Here is a 22,850-nt window from a genome sequence, read left to right as displayed (position 1 = left end):
GTGGCGAGCGGCTGCGCGGCGGGCAGGAACGACGGGGGAAATGATCATCAGCACCCCTCGCCACGACGACTTTTTGCGCACACTGCGCAACCCAACGGCTCAACGTGTCGTGCACATCGCCAACTCCGGCGCGAATCAGGCGCTCGATGGTGGTCGGCGCGCTATGCTCGGAGCGCGTCACGGAATCAGGTTGTACACCCCACAAATTCTTTGCCACGCGAGACTGCAACGGTTCCCGGTGGACAGGGGTCACGTGCAGTAACCGTCAGCCCTGGCAAATCCGTAACCTTGGCGTAAACTGGAAAACAAACAGCACCCAGAGCCACGGCACAACCCACCGCCGCAAGCGTGCGCCAATATTGCAGATGCATTGTGCCCCCGATGGCCAATTGGCCACGCAATCATTCCATGATCACGCTCCAGTCCCAGCATCGGCTCCTGTGCATTGAGCCTCCCGATTGCGCGGGCATTCGCGTGATGTCGACTACTACGCGTTATTCCACCAGCATCGCCAGATCGAATCGCCAGATCGAAAGGCGGACGAGCGCGTTCATTACCCATCCCCCGCACCGATCCACGCACATTTCGGCCGCAACCATCACACGTAATAGCTTGCGATGCAACCACGCCAAGAATCCGAGGTTGCGCAGCCGTGGCACGCGCCGGGGGCCCGAAGGAGCGGGCGTATGCGCTGCCGGACGCAATCAGCAACGGGGTACGAACCTGCACCGGGGGACGGGCAAAACGAACTCGCCACAAGACGCAATGGTCCAACTAAAAAAGTTGCGGCAACTACGTTCCCCGCGGCCTGGCCCGATGGGTGGGGGTGGCGCTCCACGGATCGGCCGGCCACGGGTGGCGCGGGTAGCGGCCCTTGAGCTCCTTCCTCACTTCCGGGTAGGTGCGCTCCCAGAAGCCTTTCAGATCCTGCGTGACCTGGATCGGCCGACCCGCCGGCGACAGCAGGTGCAAGGTCACCGGCACGCGGCCGCCGCCGACCCGCGGCGTGTCGGCGAGGCCGAACAGTTCCTGCAGCTTCACCGCCAGCACCGGCGGTTCGCCGGGCGCGTACTCGAGCCGACGGCTCTGGCCGCTGGGTACGGTGAGCTGATCGGGTGCCTGCGCGTCGAGCGTGCGGCGCTGCTCGTGGTCGAGCATGGCGGCGAGCGCCTGCGACAGCGATTCGCCGGTCAGCGCGTCGAGCCCGCGCTTGCCTTGCAGATGCGGCGCCAGCCACCGCTCCAGCGTGGCCAGCAGCTGCGCGTCGCCGACGTCGGGCAGGCCCAGCTCGGGCATCCACGTGCGCAAGGCCTGGATGCGCGCGCGCAGCCGGCGCGCCGAGTCGCTCCACGGCAGCGCGTCCAGCCCGCGGCTGCGCACGGCGGCGAGCAGCGCCGGCAGCGCGTCGGCCGGCTGCACCGGCACGCTGCGCCGTTCCAGCACGATGGCGCCGAAGCGCTGCTCCTCGAACGCCTCCACCGCGGCGCGCGCGTCGTTCCAGCGCAGCACGCGCCCGCGCACGAAGGCGGCGGGAAAGTCGCGCTCGAGCTGGCGCGGATCCAGCGGCGCGGCGGCGAGGATCAGGCTGTCGCGCGCCTCGTGGCGCAGGTCCAGCGCCACCAGCCACGGCTCGCCGAGCAATGCGGTCTGCTCGTGCAGCCGTGCGCCGCGGCCGTTGGCCAGCGTGTAGCGCAGCGGCTGGCTGGCATCGCGAAAGGCGATGCGGTCGGGAAACGCGTGCGCCAGCAGGTCGCCCACCGCGTGGCTGTCCGGCACGCCGCTGGCCGCGGTGCGCACGCCGAGGCGGCGGCGCCAGCCCTTGGCCGCCTGTTCGATCGCCGCCAGCGCGCCGACGTCGGCCTCGACCCGACCGCCGCCGCGGCGATCGCGCCACACGTGCAGCGCGCCGACGCGGGCGCGGAAATCGTCGCTGCGCGCCAGCTCGCCGCGCAGCGGCGAGCGCGCGTCCATCAGCGCCAGCAGGTCGGCGACCAGCGCCAGCCGTTCGGGCGGTGCGCGCAAGGCGGCCGCGGCGAGCCGCGGGCTGGCGCCGAGCTGCAGCATGCGCCGGCCCAGCGCGGTGATGCGGCCATCGCCGTCCAGCGCGCCGAGCAGCGCGAGCAGTTCGCGGCCCTGCGCCAGCGCGCCGGCCGGCGGCGGGTCCAGCCACGGCAGGTCGGCGGCGCTGGCCGCGGTGATGCCCCAGGCGGCCAGCTCCAGCGCCAGCGCGGACAGCTCGGCCTGGGCGATCTCGGCCGTGCGCGACGGTTCCAGCCGCCTGCTCTGCGGCCACAATCGGTACGCCGTGCCCTCGGCCACGCGGCCGGCGCGGCCGGCGCGCTGGTCGGCCGAGGCCTGCGAGATGCTCACCGTCTGCAGCCGGGTGAAGCCGGAGTTGGGATCGAAGCGCGGCTCGCGCGCCAGGCCGGTGTCGATCACCGCGCGGATGCCCGGCAACGTCACGCTGGATTCGGCCACGTTGGTGGCCAGCACCACGCGGCGGTTGCCCGGTTCGGCTGGCGCCAGCGCGAGCTGCTGCTCGGCCAGGGTGAGCTCGCCGTGCAGCGGCAGGATGTCGACTGGCTGCCCTCTCCCTCCGGAAGAGGGTGCCCCTTGCGGGGCGGGAGAGGGTCCGGGCGGAGCGAGCTGCCCGGCTTCGCCCGTACCCTCTCCCCCAACCCCTCTCCCCTCTCCCCCAACCCCTCTCCCGAAGGGCGAGAGGAGCAGCTGCTCCAGCGTCCGTTGCGCGCGGGCGATCTCGCGCCGGCCGGGCAGGAACACCAGCACGTCGCCTGCGTTCTCCGCCAGCGCCTGGCGCGCGATGCGCGCCACGTGGTGCTCGACGCCTTCCTGCGCGCGCGCCGGCGGGTACTCGATACGCACCGGAAAACTGCGCCCGGGGCTGCTGAGGCGCGGCGCATCCAGCCACTGCGCGATGCGCTCGCCGTCCAGCGTGGCCGACATCACCAGCAGGCGCAGCTCCGGCCGCAGCGTGCCCTGCACGTCCAGCGCCAGCGCCGCGCCGAGGTCGCCGGCCAGATGCCGTTCGTGGAATTCGTCGAACACGATCGCGCCGATGCCGGTCAGTTCCGGATCGTCCTGGATCCGCCGGGTGAGGATGCCCTCGGTGACCACCTCGATGCGCGTGGCCGCGCTGGTGCGCGACTCGAAGCGGATCGCGTAGCCCACCGTCTGCCCCACCGGCTCGCCGAGCTGCTGCGCCATGAACTGCGCGGCGGCGCGCGCGGCGATGCGGCGCGGTTCCAGCATCAGGAGTTTCTGCCCGGCGAGCCACGGCGCATCGAGCAAGGCCAGCGGTACCTGGGTGGTCTTGCCGGCGCCGGGCGGCGCCTCCAGCACCAGCCGCGGATGCGCGGCAAGCGCGGCGCGGATTTCGGGCAGCAGCGGGGTGATCGGGAAGGCGGGCAGCGGTGCGGTCATCCGCCGAATTGTAAGCGCTGGTGACGCCGCACCCGGTCGGGCGCGGCGGTAACGTTCAGGGCTTGGCCTTTGCCCGCAGCGGCGCCAGCGACTCGAACTTCTGCTGGTACTCGTTGGTGATGTCGCGGGCGTCGTCGCTGCTGGCGATCACGCGCGGGGTGATCAGCACGATCAGCTCGGTGCGGTTGTGGTTGCGGCTGGTCTGTCCGAACAGCCGGCCGAGCAGGGGGATGCGGTTGAGGCCAGGCACGCCCGTGTTGGTATCCCCCTCGTCCTGCTGGATCAGGCCGCCGAGCAGCACGGTCTGCCCGCTCTGCACGGCGACCTGGGTGGCCAGCTCGCGCTGCGAGATGGTCGGGTTGCCGTTGACCAGACCGGCACTGCGATCGACCTGGCTCACCTGCTGGCCGATGTTCATGTAGACCAGGCCACCGGGATTCACGCGCGGCTGCACGTTGAGGATCACGCCGGTGTTGAGGTAGGTGACCTGGTTGTACACCGCCGTGCCGACGCCGGGATTCACGCTGGTCTGGTTCACCGGCACCTGGTTGCCGACCTGAATGTGCGCGGTCTGGTTGTTCATCACTACCATCGACGGCGCGGACAGTGTCTTGGTGTTGCCGCTGGTCTCCATCGCGTGCAGGGCCACCTGCAGGTTGGAGTTGACGAAGGAGTAGAACAGCGCGTCGTTGGCCGGGTTGTAGGTGTTGCCGCCCAGGCCGAGGGCGCCCTGGCGGGGATTGTTCGGGCTGCCGGGAGTGAAGCTGCCGTCGCTGTTCTGCGTGCCGCCGGCCAGACCCTGCAGGTACCACTGCACGCCGAACTGGAACTCGCCGGTGAGGCTCACCTCCAGGATGCGCGTCTCGATCTGCACCTGCAGCGGCACGTTGTCCAGCCGCCTGATCGCGTCCTGGATCTCGTTCCACTGCGACGGGCGCGCGCGCACCAGCAGCTGGTTGTTCGCGTCCACCGAGCTGATGCGGATGCTGCCGTCACCGGAGCTGTACTGCTGATCCCCGCCGCCGCTGGTGCCGCCGACATTGTTGATGAGCGCACCGCCGTTGCCGCCCCCGGCACCGCCGGACGCGCCGCTGCCGTTGCCCAGTCCGCTGGCGCCCATGCTGCCGCTGGCGCTGCCATCGCGCCCGCCGGCACCGCTGTTGAAGCCGCCACCGGTATTGCCGAAGCTGCCGGCGGTGCTGCCCATCGCCGCGCCGCTGGCACCGCCGGTGTTGCCCAGCGTGGCACCGGTAAGCCCCGGCCCGACTTCGCCACCGCTGCCGCCGCCGGCGTTGTCGGTGTAGATCTGCGCCAGGTAGTGGGCGAGGTCGGACGCCTTGATGTTGCGCACGTCGTACACGTACAGCTGCGGCTCGTTGCCGCCGCCGCGGTCGATGCGGGCGATCCAGTCACCGACTTCGCGCAGGTAGTCCGGCTGGGTGGAGATCACCACCAGCGCGTTGGTGCGCTCGATCGGGATGAAGCGCAGCATGCCGGCCAGCGGCGTGTTGCCGTCCTTGCCGAACAGGCTGTCGAGCTTGGGCATCAGGTCGGTGACGCTGGCGCGCTCCAGCGAGAACACGCCCACCGACATGCCGCGCAGCCAGTCCACGTCGAAGGTGCGCACGGTGCGCGCGTAGTTGGCCAGCTCCTGCGGCGTGCCGGAGAGCACCAGCAGGTTGCGCGCGGGGTCCACCAGCAGCACCGAGTCGGGCCGCGCGAACGGCTTGATCAGCTTCTGCATCTCGGTGGCGCTGATGTAGTGCAGCGGAAACAGCCGCGCCTGCAGGCCGCCGGCCGGCGCGCTGGCGCCCAGGCCGGGCACCAGGTTGCCGGCGGCGGCGTCCTTGGCCGGCATCACCACGTAGCCGCCGTCGCCGCTGACCAGCGCGTTGCCGGTCCACGACAGCAGCATCTCCAGGATCGGCAGCGCCTGGCCGGAATCGACCGGCTCGGCGGTGGCGAAGGAGATGTTGCCCTGCACGCCCGGGGCGATGGTGTAGTTCTTCTTGAGCAGGTCGCCGAGCACCGCCTTCACCACGGCCTGCACCGGCTGGTTCTCGAAGTTGAAGGTGACCGCGCCATCGCCCTTGGCCGCCGGCCGCGGCGTGGTCAGCGCGGTGGGACGGATGAACTGGCCGCTGCCCGCGCTCACCTGCGGCTGCACCGCCGCGGTGCTGGCGGTGTCGACGGAAGTGTTCAACGGCTGGGGTGCGGGTGCCGGCTTCTCGGTGCCGGCCATCGCCTCGCGCTGCAGCGCGCCGTCGTCGGGCGGCGGCGGCAGCGTGGCGCAACCCGCCAGCCAGACGGCACCGGCGAGGGCGACGAGTCGGAACAGTGGGGACTTCAGCGTGCGGACCATCAACGAACTCCTTGCTGGGTCGAGTCAGCCTGCTCGGCCCGACGTTTCTGGATAACGGCATTGAGCTGGCGGATGCGCTCCGCCTGCAGCTCGGCCTGGGTCCGACGCGCGCGCTGCGTGCGACCGGCGCGCGGGCTGATGCCCATGCGGCGATCCCCCGCGTTATCTGCATTGGGCTCCACCAGGCCCTGACGCATTTCGGCAGCGCCCGGCGCGCTGTCCGGCGGTACGGCCGTCTTGTCGAACGGCGCGCCGGCCGGCAGCTTCAGCTCGACGCGGCCGTCGGGCGCGTCGAACACCGCCGCGCGCGGATGCACTTCCACCAGCGTCCAGCGGCCGTCGGGGGTGGCCCGGCCCTCGACGATCTGCAGGTCGCGGTGGTTGCTCTTGTCGTGCACCAGCGCGATGTGCACGTCGCGGGTGAGGATCACCCCGGTGAGCGCCAGATCGCCCACCGCGCCGCCGCCATCGGCCAGCGCCGACGGGCGACGGTCCGGACTGAACAGCGGCTTTTGCCAGACCAGCGCGTAGCGGTCCAGCGGCTGCGGCGGCGGCAGCGCGGCGCCGCGGCCGGGCGGCGGCAGCGGCGCCACCGCGCGCGGCGGATTCCAGCGCACGCCCTGCCCCGCGCCCAGCCGCAGCGCGACGAGGACGGCGCCGAGCAGCGCAGCCAGCAATACCAGGGCCGGCGTGAGGCGACGCCGTGCGGCGGCCCTCACGGCGCGGCTCCGGCGGCCACCGCGGACGGCGGCGCATTGCGCGACGGACGCACGTAGCCGGTGAGGGTGAACTGCACTTCCAGCGGCGCCTGCGCGTTCTGCTGGGTGATCACCGGGTTGCGGAAGATGCTCAGGTCGCCCACGAACAGGTACGGCGTGCCCTGCTCCAGGTCGTGCAGCACGGCGCTGAGCGGCTCGATGTCGCAGCGCAGGCTGATGCTCACCGCAGCCTTGCGGTAGGGCTCGGAGCTGTCCACCGGCGGTGCGGGCAGCGGCATCTTCTGGGTCACCTCGCAGCCGCCGTTGCGCGGATGCGCGGCGGCCACGTCGACCACGCGCTGCATCAGGCCGGCGCTGGCGGCATTGGGATCGTCCTCGGGCAGGAACGCGCTGCTGGCGGCCTGACCGGCGCCCAGCGTGGCGAGGCGCTTTTCCAGCTCGGGCTTCTGCGCGATGGCGGCGGCGTAGCGGCTCTGGGTGTCGCGCAGGTCGGCCATCTGCGCGTCGATCGCACGCAGCGGCGCCACGAACCACCAGTGCAGCAGCGCGAAGTAGGCGATCGCCAGCACCAGCACCAGCAGGCCGATCGCGGCGAGGCGGCTGTCGCGCGGCTTCAGCACCAGACGCGTCATGGCATGGTTCCGGCCGCCGTGGCGGCGGGCGCGTGGGTCGCGGACGGCGGCGTGCGCACCTTGCCGACCATGTAGAAGCGCTCCTTGCCGGTGGTCGGGTCGGCCTGGATCGAGCCCTGGAAGCCGACGTCGCGGATCAGTGGCGAATCCTTCAGCGCATCGACCAGCCTGGCCGCCTGCACGCTCTGCCCCTGGAAGCCGATCTGCCCGCTGGCGTCGAGGCTGAAGCGCTCCAGCCAGGCGGTGTCGGGCAGGCGGCGGGTCATCTCCTCGAGCAGGGCGAGCACCGGCACGGTGTCTTTCTTTTTCTGCACGAGGAAGCCGGCCGCGCCGGCGTTGTCCTGCAGTTGCTGGCGCAGTGCGGCCACCTGCTGTGCCTCGCCGCGCATGGCCTCGACCTGTGCCTGCATGGCATCCAGCGCGAACCGGCGGTTGTGCAGCCATTGCCCCAGCACCAGCACCAGCAGCACCGCGCTGGCGACGGCGAGCGCAAGGTTGAGGCGCCGCCGCGGATCGCTGCGCCGCGGCCGCTGCGCCGGCGCGAGCAGGTTGGCGCCCACGCGACGGCCGTCGGCGGTAAGCAGGTCCACCGCATCCACGCGGATGCGCAGCGCGGCGAGCCGTTCCAGCAGCGGATCGAGCGTGGCGCGCGGCAGCACGATCAACTCGGCGGCAAAGCGCCCCTCTCCGGCCGGCTGGTCCAGCTCGCGCACGTCCATCGCCACCTGCTCGGCGCGAAACGGCGTCTGCCGGTCGATCTCGAAGCCCACCACCTGCGCCAGGTTGTCGCGCGCCGCCAGCGGCAGCGCCAGCGTGCGGCGCAGTCCGGCCGCCGCGGGCAGGCACAGGGCCAGGCGCAGATCCTGCGGATCGACCGCGGCCAGCGCCTGGCGCAGGACCTGCTGCTGCATGACCGGATCGTCGGCGTCGGACCACTGCGCCAGCGTGGCGGACTCGTCCGCCCGGCGCAGCTGCCAGGTGTCGCCGCGCCGTTCAAGCAGGTGCCAGTCGGCCCCGCCGGCCAGCGCCTGCTGCATCGACGCCGGCAACAGCGCGCGCAGTTCGCCACCCCACCACGCCAGCAACGCCGGCAGCGGCGAGGCGCGCCAGGCGCGCCGCGCGCGTTCCAGCTGCGGGCGCAGCGACTGCGATGTGGCACTCATTCCCCGTCTCCCTCCTGCCAGCGCAGCACCGCGTAGGGTGGCGCGCCGACCCCGATCCCGCGCAGGCGGATCGTTGCGCGCACGACGGCCTCGGTGCCGTCGGCGAGCGTCGCCTGCGAACGAATACTATGCGTCACCCCGCCAGCGGACGCCATCGCGGTGGTCGGATCGAGCGCCGCGCGCGCCTGCAACGCCTGCGCGATGTGCGCCGCAACCATGCCGGGAATGGCCGCCAGCGCCAGCGGCGGCGCGGTGGCCGGATTGGGCGCGTCGCGACCGGACCACAGCGTCACCTGCGGCGCGATCGTGCGATACACCGCCGCGGGCATCCCCAGCACCATGCGCAGCTCCTCGATGCTGGCGAACGGACCATGGCGCGGGGTGTAGTCCAGCCCGGCCGACGCATACGCCGCATCGGCCGGATCGGGCCCCACGGTGTTCCTGAAACTGCGCCAGGCCACCACGCGCTCGGTCAGCGCCTGCGCCGCGCGCGGCTCCATGCCGGCGGCGGTGAACAGCCCGGTGAGCACCGGGGGCGCTGCCGCGTTGAGATCCACCTTGCCGCTCTCGTCGATCACCGTCACCCGCACGGTCGCCGCGCCGAAGGCGAAGGTGTACGGGCGGCCATCCGCCAGCCAGCGCTGCGCCGGCTGCGGATCCTGCAGCGCATAGATCGCCCGGGCGATGCCGGCCTCGGCGGCGTACTGCGCCTGGGTCTGTGCAAAGGCGTAGCGTGCCTGCAGCCCCTCGGTGCGCGCGAGCATGGCGTAGCCGCCCAGCAGCACGGCGAGCAGGGTGCATGCCCACAGCACCACCAGCAGGGCCACGCCGCGCTGCCGGCCCCGTTCGCACGTGCGGTTCATTGCCCACCGCCCATGCCGCGCAGGCGTTGCAGCGGACCCTGCAGCATCAGTCCGCTGGACGGATCGATGCGCAGCGGCACGGTCAATACCGGCCACGGCGTGGTGCCCAGCGCAGTCAATTCGACCCGCACCAGTTGCGGCAGCAGGCGGCCGTCGGGCCAGCGCTCCTGCCAGTCGCCGGGACGACCCTGGGCATCGACGCCGCGGTACTGGAAGCGACCGCTCTTGATGCGGTCCAGCAGCAGTTGCGGCTTGCCCAATGGCTTGGGCGCGGTGCCGTCCGGCGGCAGCATCGCCAGCTGCATCTGCAGCCGCAACGCGCCGTGGCCGTCGTCGACCAGCGACAGCGCCATCAGCTGCGGGCCGAGCTGGTCGAGGTAGCCGGGCAGCGGCGCGACGAAGCGCATGCTGCGCGCCCTGCCCTCGAAGAACACGCTGTCGCCGTTCGCGTCGTGGCCGATCGGCGCCACCATGGTCTGCGCCAGTTCGCGGCGCAGCAGCTGCTGCGAGGAGCGCACCTGGTCCAGCCGCTCCACCGCCGCGGTGCCCGCACGCACGCTCTGCGTGGCAGTGCGGATGCCCGAATACACCCCCAGCAACAGCAACGTGAGCAGCACCAGCGCCGCCAGCACCTCAAGCAGACTGAAGCCGGCCGCGCGCCTCACGGACCCGCTCCGGCACCGGGCACGCCCAGCCGCAGCGTGCTGAAGTGCGCCACCTGATCGTGGCCGTTGCCATGCCAGCGCACGTCCAGGTCGAGCTGGTACAGCTGCAGCGCCGCGTTCGGCGCCGGCTGGCCGGCCGGATTCCATGGCGTCACCTGCAACTGCCAGCGGTAGTGTTTGTCGAACGTGCCGCTGCGGGTGCCGGCGCGCAGCGGCTCGATGACGAAGGCGCTGTCGAGCAGGCTGTGCGCCCACATCGCCGCCTCGCTGCGCTGGGCCGCGCGCTGGGTCAGTCCGATCGCTCCGCCGGCCACCTTCATCAGCGCGGTGAAGGTGATCGCCAGCAGCAGCAGCGCGGCGATCACCTCGATCAGGCTGAAGCCGCGGGCGCGACCGGGCGGCATCACCGCTGCTCCACGCTGACCGCGCCGGTGAGCCACGCCACGTTGACCTGCCAGCGGCGCTGGCCCTGCTGCAGGGTGACGTGGCCGCCGGTGGAGCTGCCGTCGGGAAAGAAGCGGATGCGCCCCACGCCGGGGCCGACCTGGTCCTCCCTGGCGCTGGTGATGCTCAGCCTCAGGCCGGCCGGCAGCTGTACGGTGCGACCGTTGGCGCCGCGGTAGCTGCCGGCGCGGGTGTCCACGTCGAAATGCTGCTCCTTGCCCTTCACGATCGCCTCGGCGCGGGTGGCGCGCAGCGCGGCGGCCAGCTCGCCGCTGGCCGCACTCACCCGTGCACCGCGCAAGCCCTGCGACACCGACACCGACACCGCCGCCGCCGCGATGCCGATCAGCAGGATCACCGCCAGCATCTCGAACAGGGTGAAGCCGCGCGCACACGGCACGCCGGCAAGGCGGAGGGCTGGACGGGTGTTCACCGTGGTCGGCCGGGCAGGCAGGGCTCACTCCCAGTTGCCGATGTCCTTGCTGAAGCCGTCGCCGCCGGGCCGGCCATCCTGGCCGTAGAAGATCAGGTCGAAACTGCCGTGCTCGCCGGGGTACTTGTAGCCGAAGGCGTGGCCCCACGGGTCCTTCAGGTCGGAGGGCCTGGCGTACGGGCCCTGCCAGTTGGGAGCGCCGGCCGGCTTGGTCACCAGGTCGTCCAGCTGGCGCGGCGGCGTGCCGTTGTCCAGCGCGTAGTTCTCCACCTTCTGGCCGAGCGTGGTGAGCTGCGCCTTGCCGGCGCCGTACTTGCCCTTGTCGACGTTCTTGCCGACCTGGGTCACCACGACGGCGCCGATGATGCCGATCAGCACGATCACGGCGAGCATTTCGAGCAGGGTGAAGCCGCGGGCGCGTCCGAAGACGCGCCGGGATTGGCGATTCGGCAGACGGGATTCGCGCACCTGCCGCTCCGCCGGCGCCGGACGCCGCGCGGCCCGCTCTTTCGAATCCCGCATCCCGCATCCCGATTCCCGATCCATCACCATGGCATGTACTCCGATCAACGTTATTGGATATTGCTGGTAAGACTGAGCAACGGCAGCAGGATCGCCGCCATGATGATCGCCACCAGCACCGTCATCACGATGGTCAGCGCCGGCACCAGCGCGGCGAGCAGGCGGTCGATCGCGCGCCGGCTCTCCAGCTCGAAGGTGTCGGCCACCTTGAGCAGCATCGTGTCGAGCTGACCGGCTTCCTCGCCGACTTGAACCATCTGCAGGGCAAGCCGCGGAAAGCGCTGCGATTGCGAGAGCGCGAAGCCGAGCCCGGCGCCGCCCTTGACCTGCTCGGCGGCGGTGGCCAGCGCCTCGTCCAGCGCGCGATTGGCGGTGACCTGGCGCGCGATGGTGAGCGAGGACAGCAGCGGCACGCCGTTCTTCAGCAAGGTACCCAGCGTGCGCGCGATGCGCGCGGTCTCCACCTTCAGCAGCAGCGGTCCGACCACCCGCATGCCCAAGAGCTTCGCGTGCCACGCCAGTCGCGCCCGCGGATCGCGCAGCCGCGCGCGCCAGACGAACGCGCCGCCCACGATCAGCAGCACGATCAGCCACCACCAGCCCTGGATCAGGTTGCCCAGCCCGAGCACGGCCCGGGTGATCAGCGGGATCGGTACCTGCATGTCCTGGAAGATCGGCACGAACTGCGGCACCACGTAGGCGAGCAGCAGCACCAGCGAACCGAGCACGCCGACCAGCAGGAAGGCCGGATAGATCAGCGCGTTGACGATGCTGCCGCGCAACTGCTGCGCGCGCTCCAGATAATCGGCGAGCCGGCGCAGCGTCTCCTCCAGCGAACCGCCCGCCTCGCCGGCGCGCACCAGCGAGACGTACAGCTTGGGAAACACACCGTGCTCCTCGTCCAGCGCCTGCGACAGCGTGGTGCCGCCGCGCACGCGGTCGCGCACGCGCTCGATCAGCTTCTTCGCGCGCTCGCCCTCGGGCAGCTCCAGCAGGATGCCGAGCGCGCGATCCAGCGGCTGGCCGGCGCCGAGCAGGGTGGCCAGCTGGTGGGTGAACTGCGCCAGCTGGTCGCTGCTGAACGGGCCGCGCGCGAACAGCGCGGCCAGTCCGCTGCCGCCGCCCGGCGCGTCGGCCGGCTGCGCCTCCAGCGGGGTGTGGCCCTGGTCCTGCAGGCGGGCGATCACGTCCTCGACCGAGGCTGCCTCCATCTGCCCCTGCAGCATGTCGCCGGCATCGCTGACCGCGCGGTAGCGGAACTGGGTCATGGGGCCGCCACCTGCTGGTGGCGGGATTCGGGAGTCGGGAGTCGGGATTCGCAAGAGCGCAGCGCGGCGATTCGTCGTGTCCGGCTTTGACGAATACCGAATCCCGAATCCCGAATCTCAGCCCTCCTGCGTGACACGCAACACCTCCTCCAGCGTGGTCACGCCGGCCACCGCCTTGGCGATGCCGTCCTCGTACATGCTGCGCATGCCTTCGGCGCGCGCCGCGCGCTCGATCTCGCCGGCGTCGGCGCGCTGCATGATCAGCCGGCGCAGCGGATCGGTCATCACCAGGAATTCCATGATCGCGCGACGGCCGCGGTAACCGGTGGGGTTGGCGGCGCTGGTGCCCGGCTTCCACAGGCGGATCGGTCGCTCGCTGGTGTATTTCTCCAGCTCGAACTGCGCGATCACCTCGGGCGAAGGTTCGTACGGGATCGCCGTCTCCGGGTCGAGCCGGCGCACCAGCCGCTGCGCCAGGATGCCGTTGACGGTGGAGCCGAGCAGGTAGTCCTCCACGCCCATGTCGAGCAGGCGGGTGACGCCGCCGGCCGCCGAGTTGGTGTGCAGGGTGGACAGCACCAGGTGGCCGGTGAGCGCGGACTGGATCGCGATGCGGCAGGTTTCCAGGTCGCGCATCTCGCCGATCATGATCACGTCCGGATCCTGGCGCATGATCGAGCGCAGCGCGCCGGCGAAGTCCAGCCCGATCTGCGGCTTCACCTGGATCTGGTTGATGCCCTCGAGCTGGTACTCGACCGGGTCCTCGACGGTGATGATCTTCACGTCGGGCGTGTTGATCTGGCTCAACGCGGTGTACAGCGTGGTGGTCTTGCCCGAGCCGGTGGGGCCGGTAACCAGCAAAATGCCGTGCGGACGCTGCAGCACCTCGACGAAGCGCTGCTCGAACGCGTCGGTGAAGCCGAGCGAGGCGAAGTCGAACACCACCGACTCGCGGTCCAGGATGCGCATCACCACCGACTCGCCGAACGCGGTGGGCACGGTGGACACGCGCAGGTCCAGCTCCTTGCCCTGCACGCGCAGCTGGATGCGGCCATCCTGCGGCAGCCGGCGCTCGGCGATGTTGAGCTTGGCCATGATCTTCACGCGGCTGATCACCGCGGCGGTCGATGAGGACGGCGGCGCCTCCACCTCATGCAGCACGCCGTCGATGCGGTAGCGCACCTTGAGCCGGTTCTCGAACGGCTCGATGTGCACGTCCGAGGCGCGCTGCTCCACCGCGCGCTGCAGGATCAGGTTGACCAGGCGGATCACCGGCGCCTCGGAGGCGAGGTCGCGCAGGTGCTCGACGTCTTCCTCTTCGGTCGCGCCGGCGCCGTCGAGGTTCTCCACGATCGAGCCCATCGCCGAACGGCCCTGGCCGTAGTAGCGCTCGATCAGGTCGTCGATCTCCGAGCGCAGGCCGATGCAAAGCACCACTGGCTTGCCCGCGGCCAACCGCACCGCGTCGAGCGGATACGGATCGGCCGGATCGGAGACGATCAGCGCGAGTCCGTCCTCGCCGTGGCGCATCGGCACCACGTGCTGCTGTTTCAGGAAGCGCGGGGAAATCTCCAGCTCGGCCGGCGGCAGGTCCGGCGCGTCGCGGGTGGACACCAGCGGCGCACCGAGCAGCTCGGACCAGGCCAGCGCCAGGTCGCGCTCGGACACCAGGCCCAGCCGCGCCATCAGTCCGGTGAGCGTGCCCTCGGGAGCCTCCTCGTGCAGCCGGCGGGCGCGCACGAGATCGCCTTCCTTGAGGGCACCGCGCGACACCAGCAGGGCGCACACCGCCTCCGCGCGATCGTGCATCCCCGGCAGCGCTGCCTCGCCCGACGCGGTCACCACTGCCGACATCACCCACCCCGCTCCATTGCATGGAAAAACAACCGTTGCCGATCGGCGCCCCCGCACCGATCCGGACCGGCATTGTTATCACATCCGGCCGGCGCCGGCGCGCAGCCATCGGCGCCGGCGTTCACAAAAAGAGGCCGACACCCTGCGGCACCGGCCTCGCCACGCCTGAACGCCTGAACCGGCAGCCCGGGCTTACCAGCCGATGCCCACGCCCACGCCGGCGCTGCTCTCGTTGCCGCTGACCGCGCCACCGAAGGTGACATTGGCGTTGCTGCCGACCTGGCGCGAGTAACCCACCGCCAGCGCCGTGCGACCGCCGTAGCCGCCCACACCCACGCCCAGCCGGTTGGGCCGGTCGATGCCCTGGGTGCTGAAGGCCATCTGCGACATCGCCGTGCCCATCGCGCCCACCTGGTCCAGCCGGCGATCGACCGCGCGGAACTGGTCGCTGACCTGGTTGCGGAAGCTGTTGAAGTCGCCGGTGGTGACGAAACCGTTGGCCAGCTTCTGGTCGGTATAGGCCTTGGAGGCGCTCAGCGTCTGCACGTCGCCGGCGTCGGCATAGGTCCTGGCAGTGGCCAGCGCCTCGTCGACCTGGCCGAGGTTGGCCGCGTCGGTCGTCTGCGTGCCGGCGGCCACGTTGGTGATCTGCCGCTGGCTGGTCGCCGTGCCCACCGACACCGTGTTGGCGCGGTTGGCCACCGAGCCCTGGCCCAGCGCCACCGCGTTGGCGGCGGTCACCGACGCGCCCTGGCCCACGGCCGTGCCCGAGGGCGCGCTCACCGAGGCGCTCTCGCCCACCGCCACCGCGTTGGTGGCGCTGGCGGTGATGGTGGTGTTCGCACCCACCGCCGTGCTGCCGTCGGCGTTGACCTTGGCGTTGCCGCCGATGGCGGTGTCGTTGGGACCGGCCGCGTAGCTGTCGCCGCCCACCGCGGTGCCGTGGTCGCCGCCCACGCTGGCGTTGGAGCCCACCGCCACACCCCTGCTGCCGGCCGGCACCGAGGCGGTATCGCTGCCGTCGCTGGCGCCGTCGACCATCAGGTGCGAGCCGCCCACCTGCTGCAGGTAGTCGATGCCGGACAGCGCGCCGCTCAGCGCCACGTCCAGCGCGCCCAGCGCGTCGCCGACGTTGTTGTAGCTGGCGCCCTGGATCAGGTAGTTCGGCGCCACGAAGGCCCCGCCCGCGTCCAGTCCGGCGCCACCGCCGAGCGCGGCGAACACGCCGTCGAGCTGCATCGTGCTGTCGTTGACGGTGCGCACCACGGCGTTGAGCTGGCCCAGGTTGACGGCGTCGGTGGCGTCCACGCCCGCATCGACGTTGACGATGCGCCGCTCGCCGCCCGCGCTGCCCACCGACACCGTGTTGGCCTGGTCGGCCACCGAGCCGGCGCCCAGCGCGATGGAGAAGTCCGCGCTCGCCGCGGCACCGTCGCCCAGCGCCACCGAATCGGCCCCGCTGCTGCTGGCACCGATGCCGGCGGCCAGCGAGTAGTCGCCCATGGCCGCGGCGCTGTAACCGAATGCCGAGGAGAGGAAGCCCTGCGCCACGCTGTAACCGCCGACCGCGGTGGCGGCGGTGCCCAGCGCGCCGCTGTTGAAGCCGATCGCCACCGACTGCTGGGTGGTCGCGCCGCCGTAGCCGTTCGAATTCTGGCTGCCGATGGCGATGGCGTAGCTGCCCGCCGCATTGCTGTCCGCGCCGAGCGCGGTGGCGCCGGTGGCGGTCGACACGGCGTTGTTGCCCACCGCCGTGGCCGAGTCGGCGCCGGTGTAGGCCGAACCGCCCACCGCGGTGGCCGCCGCGCCGATCGCGAAGGCGCCGTTGCCCAGCGCGGTGGCGTTGTCGCCGATGGCCGCGCCCTGGTAGCCCAGCGCCAGCGCGCCGCGCCCTTCGGCGGCGGCGATCGAGCCGATCGCGATCGAGCCTTCGCCCTGCGCCTCGGTGGCGAGGTAGTTGTTGGCCGGATCCGGATCGCCGCCGCCGATGGCGATGCTGCCGACGTCCGACGCCTGCGCGTTGGCGCCCAGCGCCACGCTGTTGTAGCCGTCCGCGCCGGCGTTGTAGCCACCGGCGAAGGCGTTGATGGCGGTGGCGTAGGACAACGCGCCCACCGCGGTGCTGTTGGCGCCGTCGGCGCCGGCGCCGGCACCGAACGCGCTGGCGCCGATGCCGCTGGCCTCGGTGGCGTAGTCGATGCCGTCCACCGTGTACACGCCGCCCAGCGCAGTGGTGTAGTCGGCCAGCGCGTTGCTGCCCTGGCCCAGCGCCGTCGCCTGCAGGCCGGTGGCCACCGCGTTGGCGCCCACGGCGGTGGCGCCGGTGCCGCTGACGGTCTGATTGGGGCCGCACGACAGCGTGTCGTTGTCGGCCGGCACCACCTGGTTGCCGCTGCCCAGCACGCAGGCATCCGGCAGTTGCTGCGCGTGGACGGCGCCGACCGGCGCACCGGCCAGCAGCGTGCCGAACAGCAGCGCAGCGGGCGCGCCGCAGACGATCGAACGACGCGTACCTGCACGACGCGACGAGGCCAGTTCACTGGCCACCACCAGGGTGCCGAGCGCGCGATTCCAGACCTTGCTGTGGATCTTGTTCATGGATGATTTCCTGCATCGGGACACCCGGTCCGCGGCGCGGCGGGGTGCCCATGGTCGACGGGAGGCGACGCACGCCGGGGCCGGCGCGACGATCGCGGGAGAGTGCGTGTGGCCCGACGCGGCCGCAGCCGCGCCGGGCCGTTCGGATCAGCGCGCCGGGGCGCAGGTCACGCCGACCGCGGTGAAGGCCGCGGTGACGTCGGCCACGGCGTAGCCGCGATCCCTGGCGGCGCTTTCCACGCCGCAAGCGCCGGAGTCGAAGGTTTCGCTCGGCCCCCAGTACAGCGCGTTGGCGTCGTGGAACACCTCGAACGCCTTGCGCGTATCCCAGCCGGCGGTCCTGGCCAGGGTGCAGAACGCGCGGTTGTAGACGCCGCTGGAGTAGTGCACGTCGATGCCGTCGTAGTACTGCGCGGCATTGTCGATCGAGGCGCCGTCGTTGCTCGGCGTACACATGTCGCGCAGCGCCGGCAGGCCGAGCAGCGGCACGGTGGACGGCTTGACGATGTCGGCACCGACCATGAAGTCGTTGCGGCCGCGGTCGTAGAACTTCACCGCCTCGCCGGCCATATCGGAGAAGGCCTCATTCATGCCGCCGGACTGCGCGGTGTATTCCAGGCCCGAGTGCTGCTCGGTGAAGCCGTGGCTGATCTCGTGGCCGGTGATGTCCAGCACCACGAACGGATAGAAGTACTGGTCGCCGTCGCCGAACACCATCTCGCGGCCGTCCCAGAACGCGTTCTCGTAGTTGGTGCCGTAGTGCACCCACATCGACAGCTGCATCGGCGTGCCGCCGTCGGTGGTCAGCGCCGGCTCGGCGAACCAGTCGCGGTACATGTTCTGCACGACGCCGCCGAAGTGGTGCGCGTCGTTGACCGGCGAGTACGCGCCGTTGATCGCATCGCCGCTGCTCACGTAGCGCGACGGATCGCTGCCCACGCAGCCGAACGACCACTGCACCACGCGCTGGCCGCCGGCCAGGTTGTAGGTGGCGACATCGGCATCCTTGAGGTAGCAGGTGGTGCCGGACTTCTGCGCGTCGAGCTGCTCCTGGCCCGGACCGGAACCGTCGTAGAAGTACTCGCCGGTGAGCTGGTTGCCGCCGGGGCCGATCGCCGACACGGCGACCGGCACAGTGCTGCCGCCCGGCGGCAGGCGACCGGTGGTGATGCCTTCCCACTGCTTGATCACCGCGCCGGTATCGGCATCGACGATGGCGGTCGGGCGCGACATGCGGCCCTTCACCGGCACCAGGTAGGAGGTGCGATAGGCCAGCGTCAGCGTACCGCCGGCCCTGGGATAGACGAACAGCGTGGCCTCGCCGTGGCGCACGCCGGGCGCGGCGAGCTGGCCCATGTGCCGCTTCAGCGCCGCCTGCGCCTGCAGCGCGCTGAGCCGCGGCGTCACCGAGGCGAGCTGCCGGCCCGGATCGCGCTGCACCTCGCCGGCCACCGCCAGCACGTTGCCGCGGCGATCGCGCTCGACCACCAGGTGGCCGCCGTACACCGGCACGCCGCGGAAGGTCTGCTGCTCGCGCGTCTTGATCGTGCCGCGGCGCGTGGCGATGGCCTCGCGCTGCACCAGGCTGGTGTTCACGCCCAGCCCCAGCCGGCTGGCCAGCGGCGCGGCGGACAGGCGACCGAGGCGGCCGGCCTCGACGTGCGTGATGCCGACCGCGCCGGCGACCGGGGTGGCACCCGCGCCGAGCACGGCCAGGATGGCACCCATGAGTTTCTTCTGGAGCATTGACGTTCCCCAAATCGGATTCGTGACCGGCCGGCCCGGTCGACGACCAGGTTGCAGCACCGGAACATGTGGCCGACTGACCCCCCCCCCCGGAGGACAGTGACGGCGATCACACTACGGAGCCGTCACGCACCGGGTCAATTCGAAAGATGCCTATGGGGTAAGGCGCGCACGCTGCGTTGCGGCCCGTGGATCGCAACTTCGACGAGGGCTTGCGACAATCGCGTCTTTGTCCGCCGCGGAAACCGCGATGCTGCTCGACATCGGCGCCAACCTCACCCACGAATCCTTTGCCCACGACTTCGACGCCGTGCTGGCGCGCGCGCAGGCGCACGGCGTGGCGCGGATGGTGGTGACCGGCGCCAGCCGCGACGCCAGCCGCGACGCGCTGGCGCTGGCGCAGGCCCATCCGGGCGTGCTGTACGCCACCGCCGGCGTGCATCCGCATCACGCGGTGGATTACGACGAGGCCACCGACGCCCTGCTGCGCGAGCTGGCCACGCATCCGCAGGTGCGCGCGGTGGGCGAGACCGGCCTGGACTATCACCGCAACTACTCGCCGCACGAGGTGCAGCGCGAGGTGTTCGAGCGCCAGCTGCGCATCGCCGCCGAGCTGGGCAAGCCGCTGTTCCTGCACCAGCGCGACGCGCACGGCGACTTCATCGCCCTGCTGCGCCGCTACCGCGACAAGGTGCCGGCGGCGGTGGTGCACTGCTTCACCGACACCGCCGGGGCGCTGCACGACTACCTCGCGCTGGACTGCCATATCGGCATCACCGGCTGGATCTGCGACGAACGCCGCGGCACCCATCTGCGCGAGCTGGTGAAGGCGATTCCGGCGAACCGGCTGATGATCGAGACCGACGCGCCCTACCTGCTGCCGCGCACCGTGCGCCCGCTGCCGGCGCACCGGCGCAACGAGCCGATGTACCTCAGGCACATCGCCGAGGAGATCGCGCGCGACCGCGGCGAATCGTTCGAGGCGCTGGCCGCGCACACCACGGCCACGGCGGAAGCGTTCTTCGGCCTGGCAGCGGCCGCGTAGGAGCGCACCCTGTGCGCGAACGCTTTTGGCTCTGATGTCGATCAGGAGCCAAAAGCGTTCGCGCACAGGGTGCGCTCCTACCGGGAGAGGATGCGGGTGGCGCCCGGCGCGAGGCCGTCCAACGCATGCTCGCCCACGCGCTCGCGGATCAGCCGCAAGGTGGGAAAGCCCACCGCCGCGGTCATCCGGCGCACCTGCCGGTTGCGACCCTCGCGCAGGGTGATGCGCAGCCAACTGGTGGGGATCGCCTGGCGCAGGCGCACCGGCGGATCGCGCGGCCACAGCCAGTCCGGCTCGGCGGCATGCTCGGCAGTAGCCGGCAGCGTGGGGCCGTCCTTCAGCACCACGCCGCGGCGCAGCGCGGCGATCGCCGCATCGGTGACTGCGCCGTCCACCTGCACCAGGTAGGTCTTGGGCTGCTTGTGCTTCGGGTCGGTGAGCCGGTGCGCCAGCGCGCCGTCGTCGGTGAGCAGCAGCAGGCCTTCGCTGTCCTGGTCCAGGCGGCCGGCGGCGTAGACACCCTTCTGCGTGACGCAGTCGGCCAGCGTCGGCCGGCCGGCGTGATCGGTGAACTGGCACAGCACGCCGTACGGCTTGTTCAGCGCGATCAGCACGGGCCGCCGATCAGTGCGTCGACGATGCCGGCGCCGGCGCGTCCGGCTTCACGAAGCGCAGCGTCATGCGGTCGGACTCGCCGATCGCCTGATACTTCGCGCGGTCCACGTCGCCCAGCGCGAGCGTGGGCGGCAGCGTCCACACGCCCTTGGGGTAGTCCTTGGTGTCGGCGGAATTGGCGTTGATCTCGCTCGACTCCTCCAGCGTGAAGCCGGCCTCGGTGGCGAGCTTCACCACGGTGGCGGTGGGCAGGTAGCCGCTGGTCTTCACCGCCGCCAGCGAGGCGCCGTCGGCGGCGCGATGGTCGACCACGCCCAGCACGCCGCCGGGGCGCAACACGGCGAAGAATGCCTTGAACATCGCCGGTGCGGTGCCGGCCGTCACCCAGTTGTGCACGTTGCGGAAGGTCAGCACCACGTCGGCGCTGCCCGGCGCGCCGAACACCGGCGCCTTCGGATCGAAGGTGACGATGGTCGCCTTGCCGTAGGTGGCCGCATCGGCGGCGAAGCGGCGCTGCAGCGTGTCGCTGGCCGGCTTGCCCGGCGGCGGCGCGGCCACGGCCGCGATGTACTGGCCGTTGTCGCGCAGCAGCGGCGCCAGGATCGCGCTGTACCAGCCGGCGCCGGGGGTGATCTCCACCACCGTCTGGTCCGGCCGCACGCCAAAGAACTGCAGCGTCTGCTTGGGGTGGCGGTAGCGGTCGCGGGCGCGCTCGGCGGTCGGCCGCCAGTGGCCGGCGAGCACGCTGTCCAGCTGCGCGGCGGTGAAATCCTGCGCGCTGGTCGGCGGCACCAATCGGTCGGTGGGCTGGTCCTGCGCCAGCGCATCCGCCTCAGTCAACGACGTCTGCGCGGCGGCCGGTGCGGCCAGCACCAGCGCGCACAGGGCAACCGGCAGCCATTTCCATGAAACCCATGATGTCATGAAGCACTCCCTGTTGGATGACGCTTGCCCCGCGGCGCACGCTGCCGCGGCCAAGGTGACGACGATGTGCAGATACGTGGCGCCACTCAGGCGGTACAGCGCCTTGCGCGGGCGGTCGAGCGTCTTGAGATGCTCCAGCGCCATGCCGAACACGGTCTTGGCGACGGTGCGCGCGTCGCCGGGGTCGCGATCGCCCCACACCTTGCGGTAGCGAGAAAAAACGCAGCATCGACCAGAAACGCAGTGGCGGACATGCAAACCCCCGGACCGTGAAGCAACGGCGCCGGCCGCGGCAGTACCGCAACCGGTGTGCCATGAGTGGCGCCCGCCGGTGACCGGCAGGCGCGCATTTTACGACGACCGCCGGGGCCGGCGGCAGACCCGCGGTGACTCAGTAGCGGATCACCGAGCGGATCACCTTGCCCTCGTGCATCAGCTCGAAGGCGCGGTTGATGTCCTCCAGCGGCATCACCTCGGTGATCATCTCGTCGATCCTGATCTCGCCCTGCAGGTAGCGCTCCACATACCCCGGCAGCTGGCTGCGCCCCTTCACGCCACCGAACGCCGAGCCGCGCCAGACGCGGCCGGTGACCAGCTGGAACGGCCGCGTGCTGATCTCCTGCCCCGCGCCGGCCACGCCGATGATGGTCGACTCGCCCCAGCCCTTGTGGCAGCACTCCAGCGCCGAGCGCATCACCTGGACGTTGCCGATGCACTCGAACGAGTAGTCCACGCCGCCATGGGTCATGTCGATGATGACCTGCTGGATCGGCGTGTCCGGATGGTCCTTCGGGTTGACGAAGTCGGTGGCGCCCAGCGCCTTGGCCATCTCCCACTTGGACGGGTTCAGATCCACGCAGATGATCCGCGAGGCCTTCGCCATCACCGCGCCCTGCACCACCGACAGGCCGATGCCGCCCATGCCGAACACCGCCACGGTGGAGCCGGGCGTGACCTTGGCGGTGTTGAGCACCGCGCCGATGCCGGTGGTGATGCCACAGCCGAGCAGGCACACCTTGTCCAGCGGCGCGGCGGGGTTGATCTTCGCCAGCGAGATCTCCGGCAGCACGGTGTACTCGGAGAACGTGCTGGTGCCCATGTAGTGCAGGAGGGTCCTGCCGTTGATCGAGAAGCGCGAGGTGCCGTCCGGCATCAGACCCTGGCCCTGGGTGACGCGGATCTTCTGGCACAGGTTGGTCTTGCCCGAGCGGCAGTACTCGCACTCGCCGCACTCGGGCGTGTACAGCGGAATGACATGGTCACCGACCTTGAGCGAGGTGACGCCCTCGCCCACCTCCTCGACGACGCCGCCGCCCTCGTGGCCGAGGATCGCCGGGAAGGCGCCTTCCGGATCATCGCCGGATAGCGTGTAGGCGTCGGTGTGGCACACGCCGGTGGCGACGATGCGCACCAGCACCTCGCCTTTCTGCGGGCCCTGCACGTCGACCTGCTCGATGCTCAGCGGCTTGCCTGCTTCCCAGGCGACGGCGGCGCGTGACTTCATGGGGGAATCTCCTTGCGGCAAGGACGCGGGTGAGGGGTGCGCGCTGGCGCAA

At 71.2% G+C, this 22,850-nt stretch carries 19 protein-coding genes; 1 reads left to right on the top strand and 18 read right to left on the bottom strand.

Annotated elements, in window-relative coordinates; translation table 11 throughout:
• The 15 genes from ACO2Q2_RS12045 to ACO2Q2_RS11975 all read right to left on the bottom strand — a co-directional run.
• Positions 1-217 (bottom strand): hypothetical protein (locus ACO2Q2_RS12045; RefSeq protein ID WP_423256019.1); only part of this gene is annotated, 217 nt, incomplete at its 3' end.
• Positions 218-792: 575 nt separating this feature from the next.
• The gene (gene hrpB, locus ACO2Q2_RS12040; RefSeq protein ID WP_423256018.1) at positions 793-3,441 is read right to left on the bottom strand and encodes an ATP-dependent helicase HrpB; all 2,649 of its coding nucleotides are present in this window, start codon (positions 3,439-3,441) and stop codon (positions 793-795) included.
• A gap of 55 nt (positions 3,442-3,496) precedes the next feature.
• Positions 3,497-5,803, bottom strand: coding sequence for a type II secretion system secretin GspD (gspD, locus tag ACO2Q2_RS12035; RefSeq protein WP_423256017.1), 2,307 nt, complete (start codon positions 5,801-5,803; stop codon positions 3,497-3,499).
• Entirely contained in the window at positions 5,803-6,522 is a 720-nt protein-coding gene (locus tag ACO2Q2_RS12030) for a hypothetical protein (protein WP_423256016.1), read from the bottom strand. The genes gspD and ACO2Q2_RS12030 overlap by 1 nt, the downstream gene beginning before the upstream one ends.
• The gene (gene gspM, locus ACO2Q2_RS12025) at positions 6,519-7,154 is read right to left on the bottom strand and encodes a type II secretion system protein GspM (RefSeq protein WP_423256015.1); all 636 of its coding nucleotides are present in this window, start codon (positions 7,152-7,154) and stop codon (positions 6,519-6,521) included. Before gspM ends, ACO2Q2_RS12030 begins: the two co-directional genes overlap by 4 nt.
• Positions 7,151-8,317 carry a PilN domain-containing protein gene (locus ACO2Q2_RS12020; RefSeq protein WP_423256014.1) on the bottom strand — a complete coding sequence of 389 codons (1,167 nt, stop codon included), beginning with the start codon at positions 8,315-8,317 and terminating at the stop codon, positions 7,151-7,153. The genes gspM and ACO2Q2_RS12020 overlap by 4 nt, the downstream gene beginning before the upstream one ends.
• Complete coding sequence (locus ACO2Q2_RS12015) at positions 8,314-9,180, bottom strand: general secretion pathway protein GspK (protein ID WP_423256013.1); 867 nt, start codon at positions 9,178-9,180, stop codon at positions 8,314-8,316. Before ACO2Q2_RS12015 ends, ACO2Q2_RS12020 begins: the two co-directional genes overlap by 4 nt.
• A complete protein-coding gene (locus ACO2Q2_RS12010; RefSeq protein WP_423256012.1) occupies positions 9,177-9,845 on the bottom strand; it encodes a prepilin-type N-terminal cleavage/methylation domain-containing protein in 669 nt (222 codons plus the stop codon). The genes ACO2Q2_RS12015 and ACO2Q2_RS12010 overlap by 4 nt, the downstream gene beginning before the upstream one ends.
• Entirely contained in the window at positions 9,842-10,249 is a 408-nt protein-coding gene (locus tag ACO2Q2_RS12005; protein ID WP_423256011.1) for a type IV pilus modification PilV family protein, read from the bottom strand. The genes ACO2Q2_RS12010 and ACO2Q2_RS12005 overlap by 4 nt, the downstream gene beginning before the upstream one ends.
• The gene (locus ACO2Q2_RS12000) at positions 10,249-10,722 is read right to left on the bottom strand and encodes a GspH/FimT family pseudopilin (RefSeq protein WP_423256010.1); all 474 of its coding nucleotides are present in this window, start codon (positions 10,720-10,722) and stop codon (positions 10,249-10,251) included. The genes ACO2Q2_RS12005 and ACO2Q2_RS12000 overlap by 1 nt, the downstream gene beginning before the upstream one ends.
• A gap of 24 nt (positions 10,723-10,746) precedes the next feature.
• Positions 10,747-11,175, bottom strand: a complete 429-nt coding sequence (gspG, locus tag ACO2Q2_RS11995) for a type II secretion system major pseudopilin GspG (RefSeq protein ID WP_423256024.1) — start codon at positions 11,173-11,175, stop codon at positions 10,747-10,749.
• Between the two features lie 119 nt (positions 11,176-11,294).
• Positions 11,295-12,512 carry a type II secretion system inner membrane protein GspF gene (gene gspF / locus ACO2Q2_RS11990; protein WP_423256009.1) on the bottom strand — a complete coding sequence of 406 codons (1,218 nt, stop codon included), beginning with the start codon at positions 12,510-12,512 and terminating at the stop codon, positions 11,295-11,297.
• A 117-nt stretch (positions 12,513-12,629) separates the two neighbouring features.
• The gene (gene gspE, locus ACO2Q2_RS11985) at positions 12,630-14,321 is read right to left on the bottom strand and encodes a type II secretion system ATPase GspE (protein ID WP_423256023.1); all 1,692 of its coding nucleotides are present in this window, start codon (positions 14,319-14,321) and stop codon (positions 12,630-12,632) included.
• Between the two features lie 237 nt (positions 14,322-14,558).
• Complete coding sequence (locus ACO2Q2_RS11980) at positions 14,559-16,964, bottom strand: ESPR-type extended signal peptide-containing protein (RefSeq protein ID WP_423256008.1); 2,406 nt, start codon at positions 16,962-16,964, stop codon at positions 14,559-14,561.
• 147 nt (positions 16,965-17,111) lie between these two features.
• Positions 17,112-18,692 carry a M4 family metallopeptidase gene (locus ACO2Q2_RS11975; RefSeq protein ID WP_423256007.1) on the bottom strand — a complete coding sequence of 527 codons (1,581 nt, stop codon included), beginning with the start codon at positions 18,690-18,692 and terminating at the stop codon, positions 17,112-17,114.
• A gap of 268 nt (positions 18,693-18,960) precedes the next feature.
• On the opposite strand from ACO2Q2_RS11975, the gene ACO2Q2_RS11970 reads away from it, so the two are divergent.
• Positions 18,961-19,755, top strand: a complete 795-nt coding sequence (locus ACO2Q2_RS11970; protein ID WP_423256006.1) for a TatD family hydrolase — start codon at positions 18,961-18,963, stop codon at positions 19,753-19,755.
• A gap of 77 nt (positions 19,756-19,832) precedes the next feature.
• Here ACO2Q2_RS11970 and ACO2Q2_RS11965 read toward each other — a convergent pair whose 3' ends face one another.
• The 3 genes from ACO2Q2_RS11965 to ACO2Q2_RS11955 form a co-directional block, all read right to left on the bottom strand.
• A complete protein-coding gene (locus ACO2Q2_RS11965) occupies positions 19,833-20,369 on the bottom strand; it encodes a pseudouridine synthase (RefSeq protein ID WP_423256005.1) in 537 nt (178 codons plus the stop codon).
• 10 nt (positions 20,370-20,379) lie between these two features.
• Positions 20,380-21,294, bottom strand: a complete 915-nt coding sequence (locus tag ACO2Q2_RS11960) for a class I SAM-dependent methyltransferase (protein ID WP_423256022.1) — start codon at positions 21,292-21,294, stop codon at positions 20,380-20,382.
• Between the two features lie 391 nt (positions 21,295-21,685).
• Positions 21,686-22,798 (bottom strand): S-(hydroxymethyl)glutathione dehydrogenase/class III alcohol dehydrogenase, encoded by a 1,113-nt coding sequence (locus ACO2Q2_RS11955; RefSeq protein WP_423256004.1) that lies wholly within the window; start codon positions 22,796-22,798, stop codon positions 21,686-21,688.
• Between the last annotated feature and the right edge of the window lie 52 nt (positions 22,799-22,850).

Origin of the sequence: Dyella sp. KRB-257 (genome assembly GCF_049445995.1) — a bacterium.
GTDB lineage: Bacteria > Pseudomonadota > Gammaproteobacteria > Xanthomonadales > Rhodanobacteraceae > Dyella_A.
Note: the sequence above shows the minus strand (reverse complement) of the source record. Positions and strands in the feature narration are given on the sequence as shown.

What these genes read in the sequence shown, in the direction of transcription:
- hrpB (WP_423256018.1), bottom strand. Translation starts at nt 3,441, where the DNA reads ATGACCGCACCGCTGCCCGCCTTCCCGATCACCCCGCTGCTGCCCGAA.
- gspD (WP_423256017.1), bottom strand. Translation starts at nt 5,803, where the DNA reads ATGGTCCGCACGCTGAAGTCCCCACTGTTCCGACTCGTCGCCCTCGCC.
- gspM (WP_423256015.1), bottom strand. Translation starts at nt 7,154, where the DNA reads ATGACGCGTCTGGTGCTGAAGCCGCGCGACAGCCGCCTCGCCGCGATC.
- ACO2Q2_RS12020 (WP_423256014.1), bottom strand. Translation starts at nt 8,317, where the DNA reads ATGAGTGCCACATCGCAGTCGCTGCGCCCGCAGCTGGAACGCGCGCGG.
- ACO2Q2_RS12015 (WP_423256013.1), bottom strand. Translation starts at nt 9,180, where the DNA reads ATGAACCGCACGTGCGAACGGGGCCGGCAGCGCGGCGTGGCCCTGCTG.
- ACO2Q2_RS12005 (WP_423256011.1), bottom strand. Translation starts at nt 10,249, where the DNA reads ATGCCGCCCGGTCGCGCCCGCGGCTTCAGCCTGATCGAGGTGATCGCC.
- gspF (WP_423256009.1), bottom strand. Translation starts at nt 12,512, where the DNA reads ATGACCCAGTTCCGCTACCGCGCGGTCAGCGATGCCGGCGACATGCTG.
- gspE (WP_423256023.1), bottom strand. Translation starts at nt 14,321, where the DNA reads ATGCACGATCGCGCGGAGGCGGTGTGCGCCCTGCTGGTGTCGCGCGGT.
- ACO2Q2_RS11980 (WP_423256008.1), bottom strand. Translation starts at nt 16,964, where the DNA reads ATGAACAAGATCCACAGCAAGGTCTGGAATCGCGCGCTCGGCACCCTG.
- ACO2Q2_RS11975 (WP_423256007.1), bottom strand. Translation starts at nt 18,692, where the DNA reads ATGGGTGCCATCCTGGCCGTGCTCGGCGCGGGTGCCACCCCGGTCGCC.
- ACO2Q2_RS11970 (WP_423256006.1), top strand. Translation starts at nt 18,961, where the DNA reads ATGCTGCTCGACATCGGCGCCAACCTCACCCACGAATCCTTTGCCCAC.
- ACO2Q2_RS11960 (WP_423256022.1), bottom strand. Translation starts at nt 21,294, where the DNA reads ATGACATCATGGGTTTCATGGAAATGGCTGCCGGTTGCCCTGTGCGCG.
- ACO2Q2_RS11955 (WP_423256004.1), bottom strand. Translation starts at nt 22,798, where the DNA reads ATGAAGTCACGCGCCGCCGTCGCCTGGGAAGCAGGCAAGCCGCTGAGC.